The following is a 15,270-nucleotide window of genomic DNA, read 5'->3' as shown; positions in this document are numbered from 1 at the left end:
TTTCGCTCCTTGGGCAGAAAAAGGGTGAAGATGGCCTCCACCCTGCTTCATTAATCTATGCCCAAAAAAGCGCGAAACATAGTTTGCCCGTCATAGGAGAAACTTATCTCCGTCAGCCGTGCTCCTGCGCGCTGTTGTCTTCGGCCCAGCCTTTACGCCGGGTTGTTTTACCAATCCCCGGGTTCATGCTGTTGGTCGGATCGTTGGCCTTGTAGAACTGCTTCAGCGTTTCCGGCGCTTTGTAGAGATGGCCGACGTTATGCTCGGCGGGATACTGCGCCCCGCGTTCGTGCAACAGGGCTAGCATCTGCTCTTTCAGTTCGTGCACGTCCACGCCTTTTTTGACGATGTAATCCTGGTGGAAGACATGGCACATAAAGTGGCCGTAATAGAGACGGTGGATCAGCTTATCGCCGATCTCCGGCGGCAGCTCTTCGAACCAGTCTTCGTCGTTGCGGCGCAGCGCGATATCCAGCGCCAGAATATCTTCCACTTCATCCGCATGCACGGCGTGATAGCGGATGGCGGCCCCGGCGGCGGCAAAGCGGTGCAGGAAGGCTTTGCTGCCTTCTTCCGCAGTACAAACGAAGAAGTCACCTTCGGCGGTTTTAAAATATTCGCTCAGCCACGCTTTGGCTTCATCGATCCCGTCCCCGGCCATTTTTAGCAGCAGGTGGTGAGGATATTTATCCCGCCAGGTTTTCATCCGTTCCGGCAGGTGCGCCGGGAAGACGCCGCCGAGTTTCTGCATAAAGCGGTCGGTAAAGTGCGGCTTAAACAGCGACACTTTGTCGAGCATCGCGTCGGTACGCCCCTTCATGGTGAAGAAAAACGGCATTTTGTCGGTGCCGAGCTTGTCGATCATCAGGAACGTGTCTTTGCCGTACTTCTCCGCGATGTCGTAAATATCGCGGTGCATATATTCCCCGGCAACCGGCAGATTTTCGAAGTTGGCCAGAATATGGCGGCGAATTTCGCTCAGCACGCGAGGTTGGTCGGTGCCGATGTAAAACACTTGCTGGCGCTTTTCTGCCGGGAAGGTGTCGAGGCGGACGGCGAAGACCGCCAGCTTGCCCGCGCAGCCGGAAGATTCAAACAGGCGGTCCGGATCTGCGTTATAACGCGCGGGCGTGTCGGCCTCCACGTCGCGCACGCGGGTGACATAATCGTGGTCGTGAGCGTGGCGGCCATCGTGCTGCACGTCGCTGTCTTTCACGCGCTCATCGTCGAGCGCGCCAAGAATTTGTTCCGGCGTGGTGCCAAGGTTAATCCCCAGATGGTTTACCAACTGCAGCTTGCCGCTTTCATCAATGCGCGCGAAAAGAGACATCTCTGTATATGCCGGGCCGCGCTGCACCAGCGACCCGCCGGAGTTGTTGCAAATCCCGCCGATTACCGAAGCGCCAATACAGGATGATCCAATCACCGAGTGCGGCTCGCGCCCGAGTGGTTTCAGCGCTTTTTCCAGCGAGTAAAGCGTGGTGCCAGGGTAGGCTAGCACCTGCTCGCCCTTATCCAGCAGATGCAGCTTGTCGAGGCGCAGCGTGCTGATAATCACAATATCGCGATCGTAATCGCTGCCGCTGGGCGTCGAGCCTTCGGTCAGGCCGGTATTAGCGGCCTGCATAATAATGATTTTATCCGCCGCGACGCAGGCGCTTAATACGCGCCACAGCTCCAGCAGAGAGCCGGGGAAGACCACGGCCAGCGCTTCCCCCTGGCCGGAACGGAAGCCTTTGCGGTAGCGGGCCGTTTTGGCCGGGTCGGTTAAAACATGGTGCGAGCCAACGTGGCGAGAGAGTTCGTTTATCAGCGTTTTATTATCGGAAGTCATCAAAACAGACATGGATCCACTCCTTGTGATGGCATCAAAAAGCCTGTCGTTAAGCATAGCGCCGAAAAACGTGAGCGTAACGAGGAAATCTCCACGAATTCAGCAGCCAGGCTTGGCTATGCTCTTCTTACCGTGATGGCGATGTGGCAAACTGCACGCCTTAACAAAAGCTTGTGAGAGTGAATCTGATGAAATGGCTCTGTTCTGTAGGGATTGCCGTAAGCCTGGCGCTGCAGCCTGCGCTGGCCGACGAAATGTTTGGCCCGCACCCTTTAACGCCGGAAGCGCGTGATGCCTACGTCACCGACCTGCTGAAAAAAATGACCACCGATGAAAAAATCGGTCAGCTGCGTTTGATAAGCGTCGGCCCGGATAACCCGAAAGAAGCCATCCGCGAAATGATCAAAGCCGGGCAGGTGGGAGCCATTTTCAACACCGTCACCCGCGAAGACATTCGCACCATGCAGGACCAGGTGATGCAGCTCAGCCGCCTGAAAATTCCTCTCTTCTTCGCCTACGATGTGGTGCACGGCCAGCGTACCGTTTTCCCGATAAGCCTCGGCCTGGCGTCCTCGTTCAACCTTGATGCGGTCAAAACCGTGGGCCGGATTTCCGCCTATGAAGCCGCCGATGACGGCCTGAACATGACCTGGGCGCCAATGGTGGACGTCTCGCGCGATCCGCGCTGGGGCCGCGTGTCCGAAGGCTTTGGTGAAGACACCTACCTGACCTCAATTATGGGGCGCACCATGGTGGAAGCGATGCAGGGCAAAAGCCCGGCGGATCGCTACTCGGTGATGACCAGCGTGAAACACTTCGCCGCCTATGGCGCGGTCGAGGGCGGGAAAGAGTACAACACCGTCGACATGAGCCCTCAGCGCCTGTTCAACGACTACATGCCGCCGTACAAAGCCGCGCTGGACGCGGGCAGCGGCGGCGTGATGGTGGCGCTGAACTCCCTGAACGGTACGCCGGCTTCCGCCGACAGCTGGTTGCTGAAGGATTTGCTGCGCGACGAATGGAAATTCAAAGGCATCACCATCTCCGATCACGGCGCGATTAAAGAGCTTATCAAGCACGGCGTAGCCAGCGACCCGAAAGACGCGGTGCGCATTGCGCTCAATTCCGGCATCAACATGAGCATGAGCGACGAGTATTACAGCAAGTACCTGCCGGAGCTGGTGAAAAGCGGTGCGGTGCCGATGAAAGAGCTGGATGACGCCGCTCGCCACGTGCTGAACGTCAAATACGACATGGGGCTGTTCAACGATCCGTACAGTCACCTCGGGCCGAAGGACTCTGACCCGGTAGATACCAACGCTGAAAGCCGCCTGCACCGCAAAGAAGCGCGTGAAGTGGCGCGTGAAAGCATGGTGCTGCTGAAAAACCGCCTGCAGACTCTGCCGCTGAAAAAGACCTCCACCATTGCGGTGATTGGTCCCCTGGCGGACAGCAAGCGTGACGCGATGGGCAGCTGGTCTGCCGCAGGCGTGGCCGCGCAGTCTGTCACCCCGCTGGAGGGCATCAAAAATGCCGTCGGCCAGCAGGGCAAAGTGGTGTTTGCGAAAGGCGCGAACGTTACTGATGAAAAAGATATCGTCGAGTTCCTGAACCAGTACGAACCGGCGGTCACCGTTGACCCGCGCACGCCGCAGGCGATGATCGACGAAGCGGTGAAGACGGCGAAAAACGCCGACGTTGTCGTGGCCGTGGTCGGTGAAGCCCAGGGCATGGCGCACGAAGCCTCCAGCCGCACCAACCTGACGCTGCCGCAGAGCCAGCGTGACCTGATTGCCGCCCTGAAGGCTACCGGTAAACCGCTGGTGCTGGTGCTGATGAACGGTCGTCCTCTGGCGCTGGTGAAAGAAGATCAGCAGGCGGACGCAATGCTGGAAGCCTGGTACGGCGGCACGGAAGGCGGTAACGCCGTCGCTGATATCCTGTTCGGCGACTACAACCCGTCCGGCAAACTGCCTATGTCCTTCCCACGCTCCGTGGGGCAAATTCCAACGTACTACAGCCACCTGAATACCGGCCGCCCGTACGATCCGGAAAAACCGAACAAATACACCTCCCGCTACTTCGATGAAGCCAACGGGCCGCTATATCCGTTTGGCTACGGCCTGAGCTACACCACCTTTAAAGTCGGTGATGTGAAGCTTTCCGCCCCAGGCATGAAGCGCGACGGTAAAGTTGAAGCGTCGGTTACCGTTACCAACACCGGCGACCGCGCAGGGGAAACCGTGGTGCAGATGTACCTGCAGGACGTGACCGCTTCCATGAGCCGCCCGGTAAAAGAGCTGAAAGGCTTTAAGAAAGTGGCGCTGAAAGCGGGTGAAAGCCAGACGGTCAGCTTCCCAATCGACATCAGCGCCCTGAAGTTCTGGAACGCGAAGATGAAGTACGATGCGGAGCCGGGCAAGTTCAACGTGTTTATCGGCCTCGATTCTGCCCGAGTGCAGCAGGGTGAATTTGAGCTGAAATAAAGCAGAGCATTATTAGAATGCAGCCACCTTTAAAGGTGGCTGTTTTTTTAGGTGTAATCAATGCTTAGCCGAAAATTAGCGTATTCCCTGATGATGTTCGCTGGCAATATTTAGCTCGTTTAATACTGGCGCAACAGAATAGAATGAGCCGCAAACGACAATTACATCGTCGGCACTGGCGTCATCTTTAGCCGCTTCCCAGCCGGATAAAATATCCGGGAAGCTTTTTGCCTTCGGTAAATACTGAGCAATATCTTCAGCTTTAGAGCTTCTGGGGCCCGCCTGAATACCACAGCAATACCACTCTCCGTTGAGGTCTTTTAACTGTTCAATAGTGCCGTTGATATCTTTATTAATAAGCATACCGATTACAAAAAGGTACCTTCCCTTTATGGGGAAGTTACGCAATCTTTCCGCTAAATATGCCGCAGCGTGAGGATTATGCGCCACATCTAAAATAACCGTCGGTTGATGATTAATTATCTGAAAACGGCCCGGCAAATTGGCTTTATCAATGACTTCACTTAGTGCGGTAAGATCAAATTTAAGCCCGCTGGCGCGTAAAGCCGCGACGGCGGTAGCCACGTTATCGCGTGGCATTTTAGGCTGACTCAGCGGCGCAATTTCGCCGAGGTTATCGCTAAACGCCCATGCATCTCCGCGTTCTGTGACCTGCCAGTTGACGCCACGCTGATGGGGAATCGCGCCAATCTGTTCCGCATAGCGGAGCAATGACGCCGGGGCCTGGGCTTGCCCAATCACCGCCGGACGTCCTGGGCGGAAGATACCCGCTTTGATTTCGCCGATGGCTTCGGTGCCTTTCCCCAGCCAGTCTTCATGGTCCAGTGCCACGTTGGTAATCACAGAGACATCCGGCGTGAGAATGTTGGTCGCATCGTCCCGGCCGCCCATGCCGACCTCAATGATGGCGACATCAACCTGAGCCCATTTCATCAGGCAAAATGCGCCTAGGGTATTGAACTCGAAAGGCGTGAGCGTCGTGGCCTCGCGCGCTTTTTCAATTTCAACAAAAGCAGCAATGTGGGCGGCGTCTGACAGCTCCTGGCCCTGAATGCGCACGGTCTCTTTATAATGAATCATGTGGGGGGAACTGAAGACGCCCACTTTGTGCCCTGACAGCATCAGCACTTTTTCAAGGGTATGGCAGGTGGTGCCTTTGCCGTTGGTCCCGCCGACCAAAAAGACAAAAGGGGCGGGCCGTAAGACATTCAGTTTGGCTGCCACGTCCCTGATTCTGTCCAGGCCCATATCAATGACCTGTGAATGTAGGCTGTCGATATAGGCCAGCCAGCGGGGTAAGTCTGCGGTGAGATCGGGTATGTGGGTGCGGTTGCTCATCAAATATTCCTTGGTTAACGCTAAAATCTGCGGGATGGGGCGCTTTAGCTGGCCGGATTCAGGACGAAATTGAAGTCCAGGGTGCAGAAAGATTGCGGGCAAAACGTACCGTCAGGCGCTATGCCCGGCGCGTGCTTAACCCAGTCGGCAATCAATGAGGCTCTGACGCCAAATACGCTGTCCGAATTGAGGTATTCATCCTCTTTATTAAAGACATGCGTAATTAAACGCTGGTATCCCTCGGCATTGATCATGAAGTGCAGATGCGCCGGGCGCCACGCGGTCCTCCCCTGGGCGGCGAGCAGGCTGCCAACCGGACCGTCGCTGGGGATCTCGTAAGCCTCAGGAACCACGGTTCTAAAAAAGAAGTTTCCCTGTGAATCCGTTTTCATGACGCCGCGGCACCGAAGTCCGTGAATATCCGCTGCCTGCACATCGTATTGGCCCTCGCCGTCGGCATGCCAGATATCAATCGTTGCATTGGCAACGGTTTCCCCGCCGATCCCGGTTACTTTGCCTCTTACAAACCACGGTGTGCCCGGCGCGCCCTGTGAAAAATCTTCTCCCGGTTCAAGCCGTGGGGCTTCTGCCACATGAAAAGGCCCAAATACGGTAGATTCCGTGCATCCGGCGGGTTTGCGATTATTTTGTGCAATGACCAAAGAAGATAATCCCAGCACATCGGAAAGCAAAATAAACTCCTGGCGCTCGGGGCTGCAATATTTTCCAACCTGGGTAAGAAACTCGATGCCTTTCTCCCACTCCTGCTCCGTCAGCTGGACATCCCGGGCAAAAGAATGCAAATGCTCGATCAGGCCGGTAAAAATCGTATGCATACGGTCGTCGGTGGGAATTGAAATTTTGGAAAGCACTTCCTGGGTAATATTTTTATCATCAATGTTTAACATTTTATTATGTCTCGTTGCCACGAGGAGTAGGGTAGGGACCCACAATGTGACACTGACTTTTTAAACTTTAAATATCTTCTTCTGGAATTAATGTAATCAAGTGTATTAATTTTGGTTTAATTGTTTTTGTGGGGTTATTAAGGGGTTAGACGTCTAGCTTCGCGGTTTTGTCTGATTTTTATAGTTTATTGCATCAACAAAAAATTAATAAAAATTAAAATGAATAAAATGCGGCAGTGAAACGTTAGCTGAGTATGTCCGCTACCGGAAATACTCCATGCTTCGTATTCTTCTCAAAATAATCCTCGGTCTGTCGATTAGCCCCTGGCTTTATGCCGCGCCGGAAAGCTACAGCGTCCTTACGCCGCAAACGGCGATAGAACTTTCATGGCGCGCGTTTGGCGGGACTTCTCAGGCGCACCTCGACGGTGTCACTGGCTCACTTTTGCTGGATGCAGGGAACGACATGCACGACAGCATCAGCGTGCGCATCCCGGCCGCAACGCTGCAGGCTTCAAACAGCCTGCTGACTTATCAACTGCAGAGCGGGCTATTCTTTGATACCGCACATTACCCAACGCTCTCGTTTAGCAGCACCAGGGTTGTGGCCCAGGGGGCCGGGCGTTACCGGATTTTCGGCCTGCTGCAGGTAAAAAATGTTCAGCGTCCGGTGGTTTTGGAGGCGAGTCTGGATAACGCCCCCACATTAACTTCAGGCCACAATGCCCTCTCATTACGTGCCACAACGGTTATCTCCCGCGCCGCCTATAATATGGATAAATTTGAGGCCGTGGTGGATGACAGTATTGCGATTGAGATTAAAATCCGCGCGAGGATTAGTCTGGCTGGTTAGGAGCATATCTGCTGTGGCAGGGGATTGGCCAGAGAGTATTTCTGCCAGAAAAATCTCTATTCATGCAGAGTCAGCTAAGGTTCCGTTCACTTCCAGCCCTGTTTCATATGTCATCACAGAGTCAGTGAACGTCTCAGGGGAGTCACCGTCACTCCCCTGAGAACCCGGACTCCCGGCCAAATAAATCGACCGCGTGAGCGGCAGACCTCCGTTTTATCTCCCAGTCCTGGGTCGGCTGAGATGCGTTCCCGACGCTCTCAGCCTCCGGCCGTTCCCGACGGCCGGACCCTGGCCAGTCGGAGAGAAAACGCAGGCGATTTAAGCCGGAACCGTGCCTCGCTTTAAACCCGCAGCCACGCAGAACGTCACTGTCGCTGCAAGTCTCACAGCCACGCCCTTGTCCCCGGCTCTCAGCGCCCCCGGGTATGACCCAACTCAGGCGGGGTTGAGCTGCCGGGAGCAGCGAAAGAGAGCGATCGTCGGGAACGAATCGCGAACGACCCCGAATGTTTGGGTGATAGCCGGTGGGTTTACCGCTTCAGCGGCGATGAGCTCGCCGGGCGCCGGGGGTTGTCAGGGGGCATGGCGTAATGCCCTCTGACACGTTCACCGTGCTCTGGACGTAAAGGGGAAACAGATCTACGGGTGAACGGAATTATGCCTGAGCTAAATAGTTCTCCCGAAATAGACAATATATAAGTGGTGCAAAGCGTCCAACTCTGACCATCAATACAAATTCTGCGGCGTAAAAATCCCGTGGTGGGAAGTGCGTAAAGGAATCACTGTGGCAGGCGCTGGAGCAGGCGCAGCGCTGAGCGAATCAATAAAAGCTCTGGCCCACCACTGGCTGTCGTACCTTTCCACTTTCGCCAGCAGCTGCTGGTGGCGGCGTTTTCGCTCGTGCAGCGGCATCGTCAGCGCGGAATAAAGCGCATGGCTTGCTTCGTTGGCATCGTAGGGGTTGATCAACACCGCATCCGTCAGCTGTTCCGCCGTGCCGGTCAGGGCCGACAGCATCAGTACGCCGGGGTCTTCGGCATCCTGCGCGAGAACAAAAGCTTTCGCCTCCAGGCTCATCCCCTCAGAAAGTGGGGTGAACATCGCCACGTGGGCGTTACGGTAAAACGCGTGAATCAAATCTGAGTGGCAAAGATGGTTGCGAATATAGTTGATGGGGTACCAGGTCGCATCCCCAAAGCGAGCGTTAATTTCTGCGCACTGGCGTTCCAGCTGGTCGCAGAGATCCCGCGCCGACCACGAATAGCCCCTTGAAGCGTCAGAAATTTGCAACAGGCTGACGTCACGCAGGTACTCCGGGTGTGAACTTAGAAACGTTTCCATCGTATTCAGGTGGCAGTGCACGCCGCTGATATCGCTGATCGTGTCGTTGCCGATCACAATCTGGCGAGGGTAGTTCCGCACAGCTTCGGCGTTGGTGTGCGAAAGCGGCGGCAGGGTTTTATCCACGCCGCAGGGGAAAATCCCCAGCCGGATAATGTGCCCGTTGAGCTGAATAAGATTATCCGCCAGCCGCTCCACGCGGTAAAACCGCAGCGCATAGGCGAGGAAATTATTCACATCTCCGCTCGACTGAAAGCCGAGCAGATCGTAGCTGAACAGCGCCAGCATCAGGCTGTCGTGCTCGGGTACCGAACGCAGCACATCGCCTGGCGGAAAGGGCTGATGCAGGAAAAAGCCGCAGCGGTTGGTGTAGCCATCCTCTTTCAGCATCTTGCCGGTGAACAACAGATGGTAGTCCTGTACCCAGACGAGGTCGTCAGGCTCGATTTTGGCGGCCACCCGAGCTTTCACGTCATGGTTATAATTTTTCCAGGTGGTGAAATACTCTTTTTTATAGTGGATCAAATCCGGGCGATTGTGGAAAACCGGCCACAGCACCTGATGAATATAGCCCTGGTAAAAGTTGTCATACTCGTTGGGGGTCAGCGCCCAGCTGTATTGCTGGTAGCCCGACTGACTGAAAAAACGCTCTTTTCTCTGCCTGTTCCCTGCGGCTATTTCACCGTTCCAGCCAAACCACAGGCCCGAATGTTTCTTCAGAACGGCATGAAGTACCGGAAGCAGAGGATCGCCGCGCTGCCCGCGTTCTGGTTCGCAGCGATTAGACAGCATGATAAGACGAGACATACATCACCTCAGGTTAGCATTCAGGTTAAGAGCACACGGGCGTTAGCGGGACAGCACCGCCTCTTCCTGGGTCACGATAGTTTCAAACCACGCCAGTTCCGACAGCTTGTGGGTCACCCACTGGCGGGAGAACGCTTCTCCCAGGCTTTCGGTCATGTAAGGACTTTGCTGAAACTCATCGATTGCGACGTGCTGGAACAGCGGCAGCTCAGGGGCAAACAGCGCCGAATTTTTCAGGGTATCGCTGTCGATATTTTCCAGGCCGTAAAGCATGCCGGTCAGAATGGCGGCCATCGCCAGATACGGGTTCACGTCGGCCCCGGCGAGGCGGTACTCAATGCGGCGGTTGCCGTCGTCAGAGCAGGGAATGCGCAGGGCGGCGCTGCGTTTGTTGTAGCCCCAGGAACTGAACAGCGGCTCGGTAAGGTTTTTGCGCAGCCGCCTGAAAGAGTTGACGTGCGGGGCAATAATGGCCACGGCGGCGGGCATTGTTTGCAGCATCCCCGCCAGGCAGAGCTGGGTCATTTCGTTCAGATTTTCCGCCGGGGAGGCAAAAACGTTGTCGCCTTGGCGGTCGTTCAGGCTGATATGAAAATGCAGGCCGTTTCCGGCCAGGTGCGAAAATGGCTTCGCCATAAAGTTGGCCTGATAGCCAAACTTATCGGCCACGATGCTGGTCAGGCGGCGTAGCGCCAGCACGCTTTCGCACACGCCGACGATGTCTTTGCCATGCTTCAGGTTCAGCTCAAACTGCCCGGCTTCCGCTTCGCAGACGATACCGCTCAGCGGCAGCTTTTGCTCGGCGGCGGCCTGCTCCAGCGCTTCAATAAAAGCGGTGTAATCGGAAGGGACGGGCATATAAAAGCAGCCCTGGGCCGGCACGTCCTGCTGGGCTTTGCTGACCAGGTAAAACTCTATTTCCGGCGCGGCGACCGGGTACAGGCCGTGGTAATGAAACTTCTGCAGGACATTTTCCAGCACCACTCTGGGTTCCAGCGCGTAGCCGCTGCCGTCGCTCTGCTTCATGGTTAACAGCAGCTGCGCGTTGTGCTTCGGGTCGTGGGCGCAGGGCCGCAGCGTACCCGCCACCGGCAGGCAAAGCCCGTCTGGCTCGTCGTATTCCACGCTGGCTGATGCCTGGCTAAACGGCTTGCCCTCATGATCCATCGCGTAAACGGACTGCGGGAAATAGCAGCCGGCAGAGAGCGACAGCAGGCTGTCTACCGCGATGCGCTTGCCGCGAAAAGCTCCGTTGACGTCATTGAGGTAAATATCAACGTGCTTTGTGTCGGGGTGACGCTGCAGGTAGCGCTGTACCTCTTCGGCAAACTCTTTAGCTCGCTCCGCCGCTGGCTTTTGCCGCACTGACTGGCCGACGGATTCTTCATTGGATGAGGCCTGCGGAAAAGCGAAAAGCGTAAAAATGTTTTTAACGAGTGAGTGGTGAATGAGTGAGTTCATAGCGGTCTTTTTCTAAGCCTCTCGGCGACGAAAAGAGCATATTCACTGGCGTATAAAAAGAAGGTAAAAAAGCCCAGGCGGTGGGTAAAAAAAGTATAAATGGCAATAAGTGTGGGGATTTAGCCCGGCACCTGCGGCTGTCCGCCTGTCCAAACGAGTTCGCATATCATATACCGCTTAGTGCTTTCCCCAGCCGATTCAAACTCGGCTATTCTTTGTTTACTGCATGATTTTTAAGTAAAGAACAACGAGGAATAACTATGAACATATCAACACGTTGGGGTTTGGCAGGGTTAGTGATGTTGGCAACAGGCGCGCAGGCGGCGGAACCGGTGAAAGTCGGCTCTAAAATTGACACCGAAGGCTCTTTGCTCGGCAATATTATTTTGCAGGTGCTGGAAAGCCACGATGTAAAAACCGTGAATAAAGTCCAGCTCGGCACCACCCCGGTTGTGCGCGGGGCGATTACCTCCGGCGAGCTGGATATTTACCCGGAATACACAGGCAACGGCGCGTTCTTCTTTAAAACTGAAAACGATCCGGCCTGGAAAGATGCCCAGAAGGGCTATGAAAAAGTTAAGCAACTGGATTACGACAAAAATCACCTGGTCTGGCTGACGCCGGCCCCGGCCAACAACACTTACACCATCGCGGTACGTAAGGACCTGGCGGAGAAAAACCACCTGGTTTCCCTGGCGGATCTTAGCGAATACCTGAAAAAGGGCGGCACCTTTAAGCTGGCGGCTTCCGCCGAGTTTATCGAGCGCTCCGACGCGCTGCCGGCCTTCGAAAAAGCCTACGGCTTTAAGCTGGAACAAAGCCAGCTGCTTTCCCTGGCCGGGGGCGACACCGCAGTAACCATTAAAGCAGCGGCACAGCAAACCTCCGGCGTTAATGCCGCGATGGCCTACGGCACCGATGGCCCGGTTGCGGCCCTGGGCCTGGAAACGCTCACCGACCCGAAAGGCGTGCAGGCCGTTTCTGCGCCAACTGCCGTAGTGCGTGAGGCCGTGCTGAAAGAGTACCCGCAAATTGGCGACTGGCTGAAACCGGTCTTTACTTCCCTCGACCAGAAAACGCTGCAGCAGCTGAATGCGAAGATTGCCGTGGAAGGTCAGGATGCCAAAAAAGTGGCCGCTGATTATTTAAAGCAAAAAGGCTTTGTTAAATAGCCTGCTGGCGGCGTGCATTGTGCTTCAAAGCCCGAAATGCACGTCGTTATTTGGTCTGCCTCAAACAGTCGACAACGCCGGTTGTCGGCTGTTTGTCATCAATCTGCTGGAATGACGTTTGCTAAAAATTCATAACAGGGTACTGCTGCTGCTGGTGTTACTGCTGGCGGCCGCCTTGATGTTACTCCCGATCATCAACAACGCGCCTAACCGCCTGGTTTCCGGCGAGCCGCTGGGTATCACCCAGTTGCCCGGCACGCTGCATTACTGGTTGGCGATTCCTTTTCTGATGCTGGCTGGCCTGACGCTGGCCCCCGGCCGCGCCCTCACTCAGCTGGTAATTATTGCCACCGGCGAACTGCTGTTTATCGGCCTGTTATTACTGCTGGGGCACACCGCGAGCCAGCTTGCCCTGGAGGGCAGTTCCCTCGCGCGTACTTCCCCCGGCAGCGGGCTGTGGCTGATGCTGGCAGTTTGCCTGCTGCTGTGCGCCGATGCGGCTAACAGACTCACGGCCAGCCCTTTATGGCGGCTCTTGCTGAATCTCCAGGTCTGGATCGTCCCCGTCGCGCTGCTGGCAACCGGCTACTTCAGCGATCTTTCGCTGATGAAGGAGTACGTCAACCGCCAGGACGTGTTTGACGATGCCCTGAGCCGCCACCTGGCTCTGCTGGCCGGTACGCTGGTTCCGGCGCTGCTGATTGGCGTCCCGCTGGGGCTCCTTTGCTATCGCCGCCCGGCCTGGCAATCCGGCGTGTTTTCTCTGCTCAACGTGATCCAGACGGTGCCTTCCGTGGCGCTGTTTGGCCTGCTTATTGCGCCGCTGGCGGGTCTTGCCGCCTGGCTGCCGTGGCTGGGGAAAATGGGCGTGAGCGGGATTGGCGTCGCGCCTGCGCTGATTGCGCTGGTGCTTTATGCGCTCTTGCCGCTGGTGCGTGGCGTGGTGGCGGGTTTGCAGCAGGTACCGCGCAACATTGTGGAAAGCGCGCTGGGCATGGGCATGTCGCGGGCGCAAATTTTCTGGCGAGCGGAAGTGCCGCTGGCGTTGCCGGTGCTGCTCCGCAGCCTGCGTGTGGTCTGCGTGCAGACTATCGGCATGGCGGTGATCGCCGCGCTGATTGGCGCAGGTGGATTTGGCTCGATTATTTTCCAGGGGCTGTTGAGCAGCGCGCTGGATCTGGTTCTGCTTGGCGTGATGCCGGTTATCGCCCTGGCGGTGATCGTCGACGCGCTGTTTAAGCTGTTTATTTCTCTGCTGGAGGCAAAATAATGATCGAGTTCGATCGCGTCAGCAAATACTTCCACGGCGAAGCGGCGGTCAGTGATTTGACGCTGAACATCCGTGAAGGGCAATTCACCGTGCTGATTGGCACCTCCGGCTCAGGCAAGTCCACCACGCTGAAGATGATCAACCGCCTGGTAGAGCACGACGAAGGGCGCATTCGCTTTGCCGGGGAAGAAATCCGCAGCTTTGACCCGAAGGCGCTTCGCCGCCGCATGGGCTACGCCATTCAGTCCATCGGCCTGTTCCCGCACTGGACGGTGGCGCAGAACATCGCCACGGTGCCTGAGCTGCTGAAGTGGCCGAAGGCGAGAGTTGCCGAACGTATTGACGAGCTGCTGGAGCTGTTAGGCCTGGACGCCGCGCAGTTCCGCGACCGCTATCCGCACCAGCTTTCCGGCGGGCAGCAGCAGCGCGTGGGCGTGGCCCGTGCGCTGGCGGCCGACCCGGAAGTGCTGCTGATGGACGAGCCTTTTGGTGCGCTGGACCCGGTCACCCGTGCGACGCTGCAGCAGGAGATGATCCGCATTCATCAACTGCTGGGGCGCACCATCGTGCTGGTGACCCACGACATTGACGAGGCCTTAACGCTGGCCGACAACATCGTGCTGATGGACGGCGGCAAAGTTATCCAGCAGGGAACGCCGCTGGAGCTGCTGACTAACCCGGCCAACGACTTTGTGCGTGATTTCTTTGGCCGCAGCGAGCTTGGCGTCCGGCTGCTTTCGCTGCGCCACGTCGCGGACAGCATTCGCGCCGATGAACGCCTGGAAGGGGAACCTATTCGGGCAGACATGACGCTGCGCGAAGCGCTCTCGCTGTTTATCGACCGCCAGTGCGAAAAACTGCCGGTGGTGGATGCCCAGAATCAGCCCTGCGGCGTGCTGCACTTTAGCGACCTGGTCAGAAGGAGAGAACATGCGCCTGCTGCGTGATCCTCTGCTGTGGCTTATCGCGCTTTTTGCTGCGCTCTTGGTGCTGCTGCCCTACACCAGCGGGCTGTTTAGCTGGCTGTTCCCGCAGCTGACCAGGCCGATGTACCAGCAGGACAGCTTTGTCTCTCTGGCGCTGGCGCACTTAACGCTGGTGGGCATTTCCAGCGTGGTTGCGGTGGTGATTGGCGTGGGGCTGGGGATTCTGGTCACGCGTCCGGCGGGGGAGGAGTTTCGTTCGCTGGTGGAGACCATTACCGCCGCCGGGCAAACTTTTCCGCCGGTGGCCGTCTTAGCCGTGGCGGTGCCGGTGATGGGGTTCGGGCAAGAGCCGGCGATCATCGCGCTGGTGATTTACGGCCTGCTGCCGATTTTACAGGGGACGCTGGCGGGGATTGGGGCGGTGCCTGAATCCGCGCGCGAGATTGCGCTTGGCATTGGCATGAGCCGCGGGCAAATGCTGCGGAAAGTGGAACTGCCGCTCGCCGCGCCGGTTATTCTGGCGGGCATCAGGACGTCGGTGATTATTAATATTGGCACCGCGACGATCGCGTCTACCGTGGGCGCTAACACGCTCGGGTCACCGATTATTATCGGGCTAAGCGGCTTTAATACCGCCTATGTGATTCAGGGCGCGGTGCTGGTGGCGCTGGCGGCTATTGTTACTGACCGCCTGTTTGAGCGCCTGGAAAGTTACGTCACGCGCCATGCAAAATAACGATGTAGCCGACCAGCATCACGCCGCCAATGCCGCCGATCGCCATAACCAGCATTCCGCCCACAAGGGCCATTTTTGACAGTTTCATCCGTTGCTCCGTTTGTTAACGAAGCGATT

General features: G+C 56.6%; 12 protein-coding genes. 6 read left to right on the top strand and 6 right to left on the bottom strand.

From position 1 onward, the window contains the following. Nucleotides 1-112: 112 nt before the first annotated feature. Nucleotides 113-1,846, bottom strand: coding sequence for a D-lactate dehydrogenase (gene dld / locus F3J28_RS10580; protein ID WP_166875660.1), 1,734 nt, complete (start codon nucleotides 1,844-1,846; stop codon nucleotides 113-115). A gap of 176 nt (nucleotides 1,847-2,022) precedes the next feature. On the opposite strand from dld, the gene bglX reads away from it, so the two are divergent. Next, nucleotides 2,023-4,320 (top strand): beta-glucosidase BglX, encoded by a 2,298-nt coding sequence (gene bglX / locus F3J28_RS10575; protein ID WP_166875657.1) that lies wholly within the window; start codon nucleotides 2,023-2,025, stop codon nucleotides 4,318-4,320. A 75-nt stretch (nucleotides 4,321-4,395) separates the two neighbouring features. Here the strand turns inward: bglX and folC are convergent, their stop codons facing one another. Both folC and F3J28_RS10565 read right to left on the bottom strand, forming a co-directional pair. Continuing rightward, nucleotides 4,396-5,679 (bottom strand): bifunctional tetrahydrofolate synthase/dihydrofolate synthase, encoded by a 1,284-nt coding sequence (folC, locus tag F3J28_RS10570; protein WP_166875654.1) that lies wholly within the window; start codon nucleotides 5,677-5,679, stop codon nucleotides 4,396-4,398. Nucleotides 5,680-5,723: 44 nt separating this feature from the next. Then, nucleotides 5,724-6,587, bottom strand: coding sequence for a dioxygenase family protein (locus F3J28_RS10565; RefSeq protein ID WP_166875651.1), 864 nt, complete (start codon nucleotides 6,585-6,587; stop codon nucleotides 5,724-5,726). Between the two features lie 277 nt (nucleotides 6,588-6,864). Between F3J28_RS10565 and F3J28_RS10560 the strand changes: the two genes are divergently transcribed. Further along, nucleotides 6,865-7,440 carry a YceI family protein gene (locus F3J28_RS10560; RefSeq protein WP_166875648.1) on the top strand — a complete coding sequence of 192 codons (576 nt, stop codon included), beginning with the start codon at nucleotides 6,865-6,867 and terminating at the stop codon, nucleotides 7,438-7,440. A gap of 726 nt (nucleotides 7,441-8,166) precedes the next feature. Here the strand turns inward: F3J28_RS10560 and F3J28_RS10555 are convergent. Continuing rightward, nucleotides 8,167-9,588 (bottom strand): alpha,alpha-trehalose-phosphate synthase (UDP-forming), encoded by a 1,422-nt coding sequence (locus tag F3J28_RS10555; RefSeq protein ID WP_166875645.1) that lies wholly within the window; start codon nucleotides 9,586-9,588, stop codon nucleotides 8,167-8,169. A 42-nt stretch (nucleotides 9,589-9,630) separates the two neighbouring features. Further along, nucleotides 9,631-11,049 (bottom strand): glutamine synthetase family protein, encoded by a 1,419-nt coding sequence (locus F3J28_RS10550; RefSeq protein ID WP_166875642.1) that lies wholly within the window; start codon nucleotides 11,047-11,049, stop codon nucleotides 9,631-9,633. 260 nt (nucleotides 11,050-11,309) lie between these two features. Between F3J28_RS10550 and osmF the strand changes: the two genes are divergently transcribed. The 4 genes from osmF to F3J28_RS10530 all read left to right on the top strand — a co-directional run bounded on the left by osmF (nucleotide 11,310) and on the right by F3J28_RS10530 (nucleotide 15,153). Further along, a complete protein-coding gene (gene osmF, locus F3J28_RS10545; protein ID WP_166875639.1) occupies nucleotides 11,310-12,221 on the top strand; it encodes a glycine betaine ABC transporter substrate-binding protein OsmF in 912 nt (303 codons plus the stop codon). 118 nt (nucleotides 12,222-12,339) lie between these two features. Beyond that, nucleotides 12,340-13,491, top strand: coding sequence for an ABC transporter permease (locus tag F3J28_RS10540; protein ID WP_502706899.1), 1,152 nt, complete (start codon nucleotides 12,340-12,342; stop codon nucleotides 13,489-13,491). Continuing rightward, nucleotides 13,491-14,438: an ABC transporter ATP-binding protein gene (locus tag F3J28_RS10535; RefSeq protein WP_166875636.1), complete on the top strand. Its 948-nt coding sequence runs from the start codon at nucleotides 13,491-13,493 to the stop codon at nucleotides 14,436-14,438. Before F3J28_RS10540 ends, F3J28_RS10535 begins: the two co-directional genes overlap by 1 nt. Beyond that, nucleotides 14,422-15,153, top strand: coding sequence for an ABC transporter permease (locus F3J28_RS10530; RefSeq protein WP_039291356.1), 732 nt, complete (start codon nucleotides 14,422-14,424; stop codon nucleotides 15,151-15,153). The genes F3J28_RS10535 and F3J28_RS10530 overlap by 17 nt, the downstream gene beginning before the upstream one ends. Here F3J28_RS10530 and F3J28_RS22480 read toward each other — a convergent pair. Beyond that, nucleotides 15,134-15,226: a YohO family small membrane protein gene (locus tag F3J28_RS22480; protein WP_409335219.1), complete on the bottom strand. Its 93-nt coding sequence runs from the start codon at nucleotides 15,224-15,226 to the stop codon at nucleotides 15,134-15,136. The two genes, F3J28_RS10530 and F3J28_RS22480, sit on opposite strands and share 20 nt — an antisense overlap. Between the last annotated feature and the right edge of the window lie 44 nt (nucleotides 15,227-15,270).

Origin of the sequence: Enterobacter sp. Ap-1006, assembly GCF_011752835.1 — a bacterium.
In the GTDB taxonomy this organism is placed as follows: domain Bacteria; phylum Pseudomonadota; class Gammaproteobacteria; order Enterobacterales; family Enterobacteriaceae; genus Cedecea.
The sequence above is the reverse complement of the archived record's forward strand: the minus strand, read 5'-3'. Positions and strand labels throughout refer to the sequence as shown.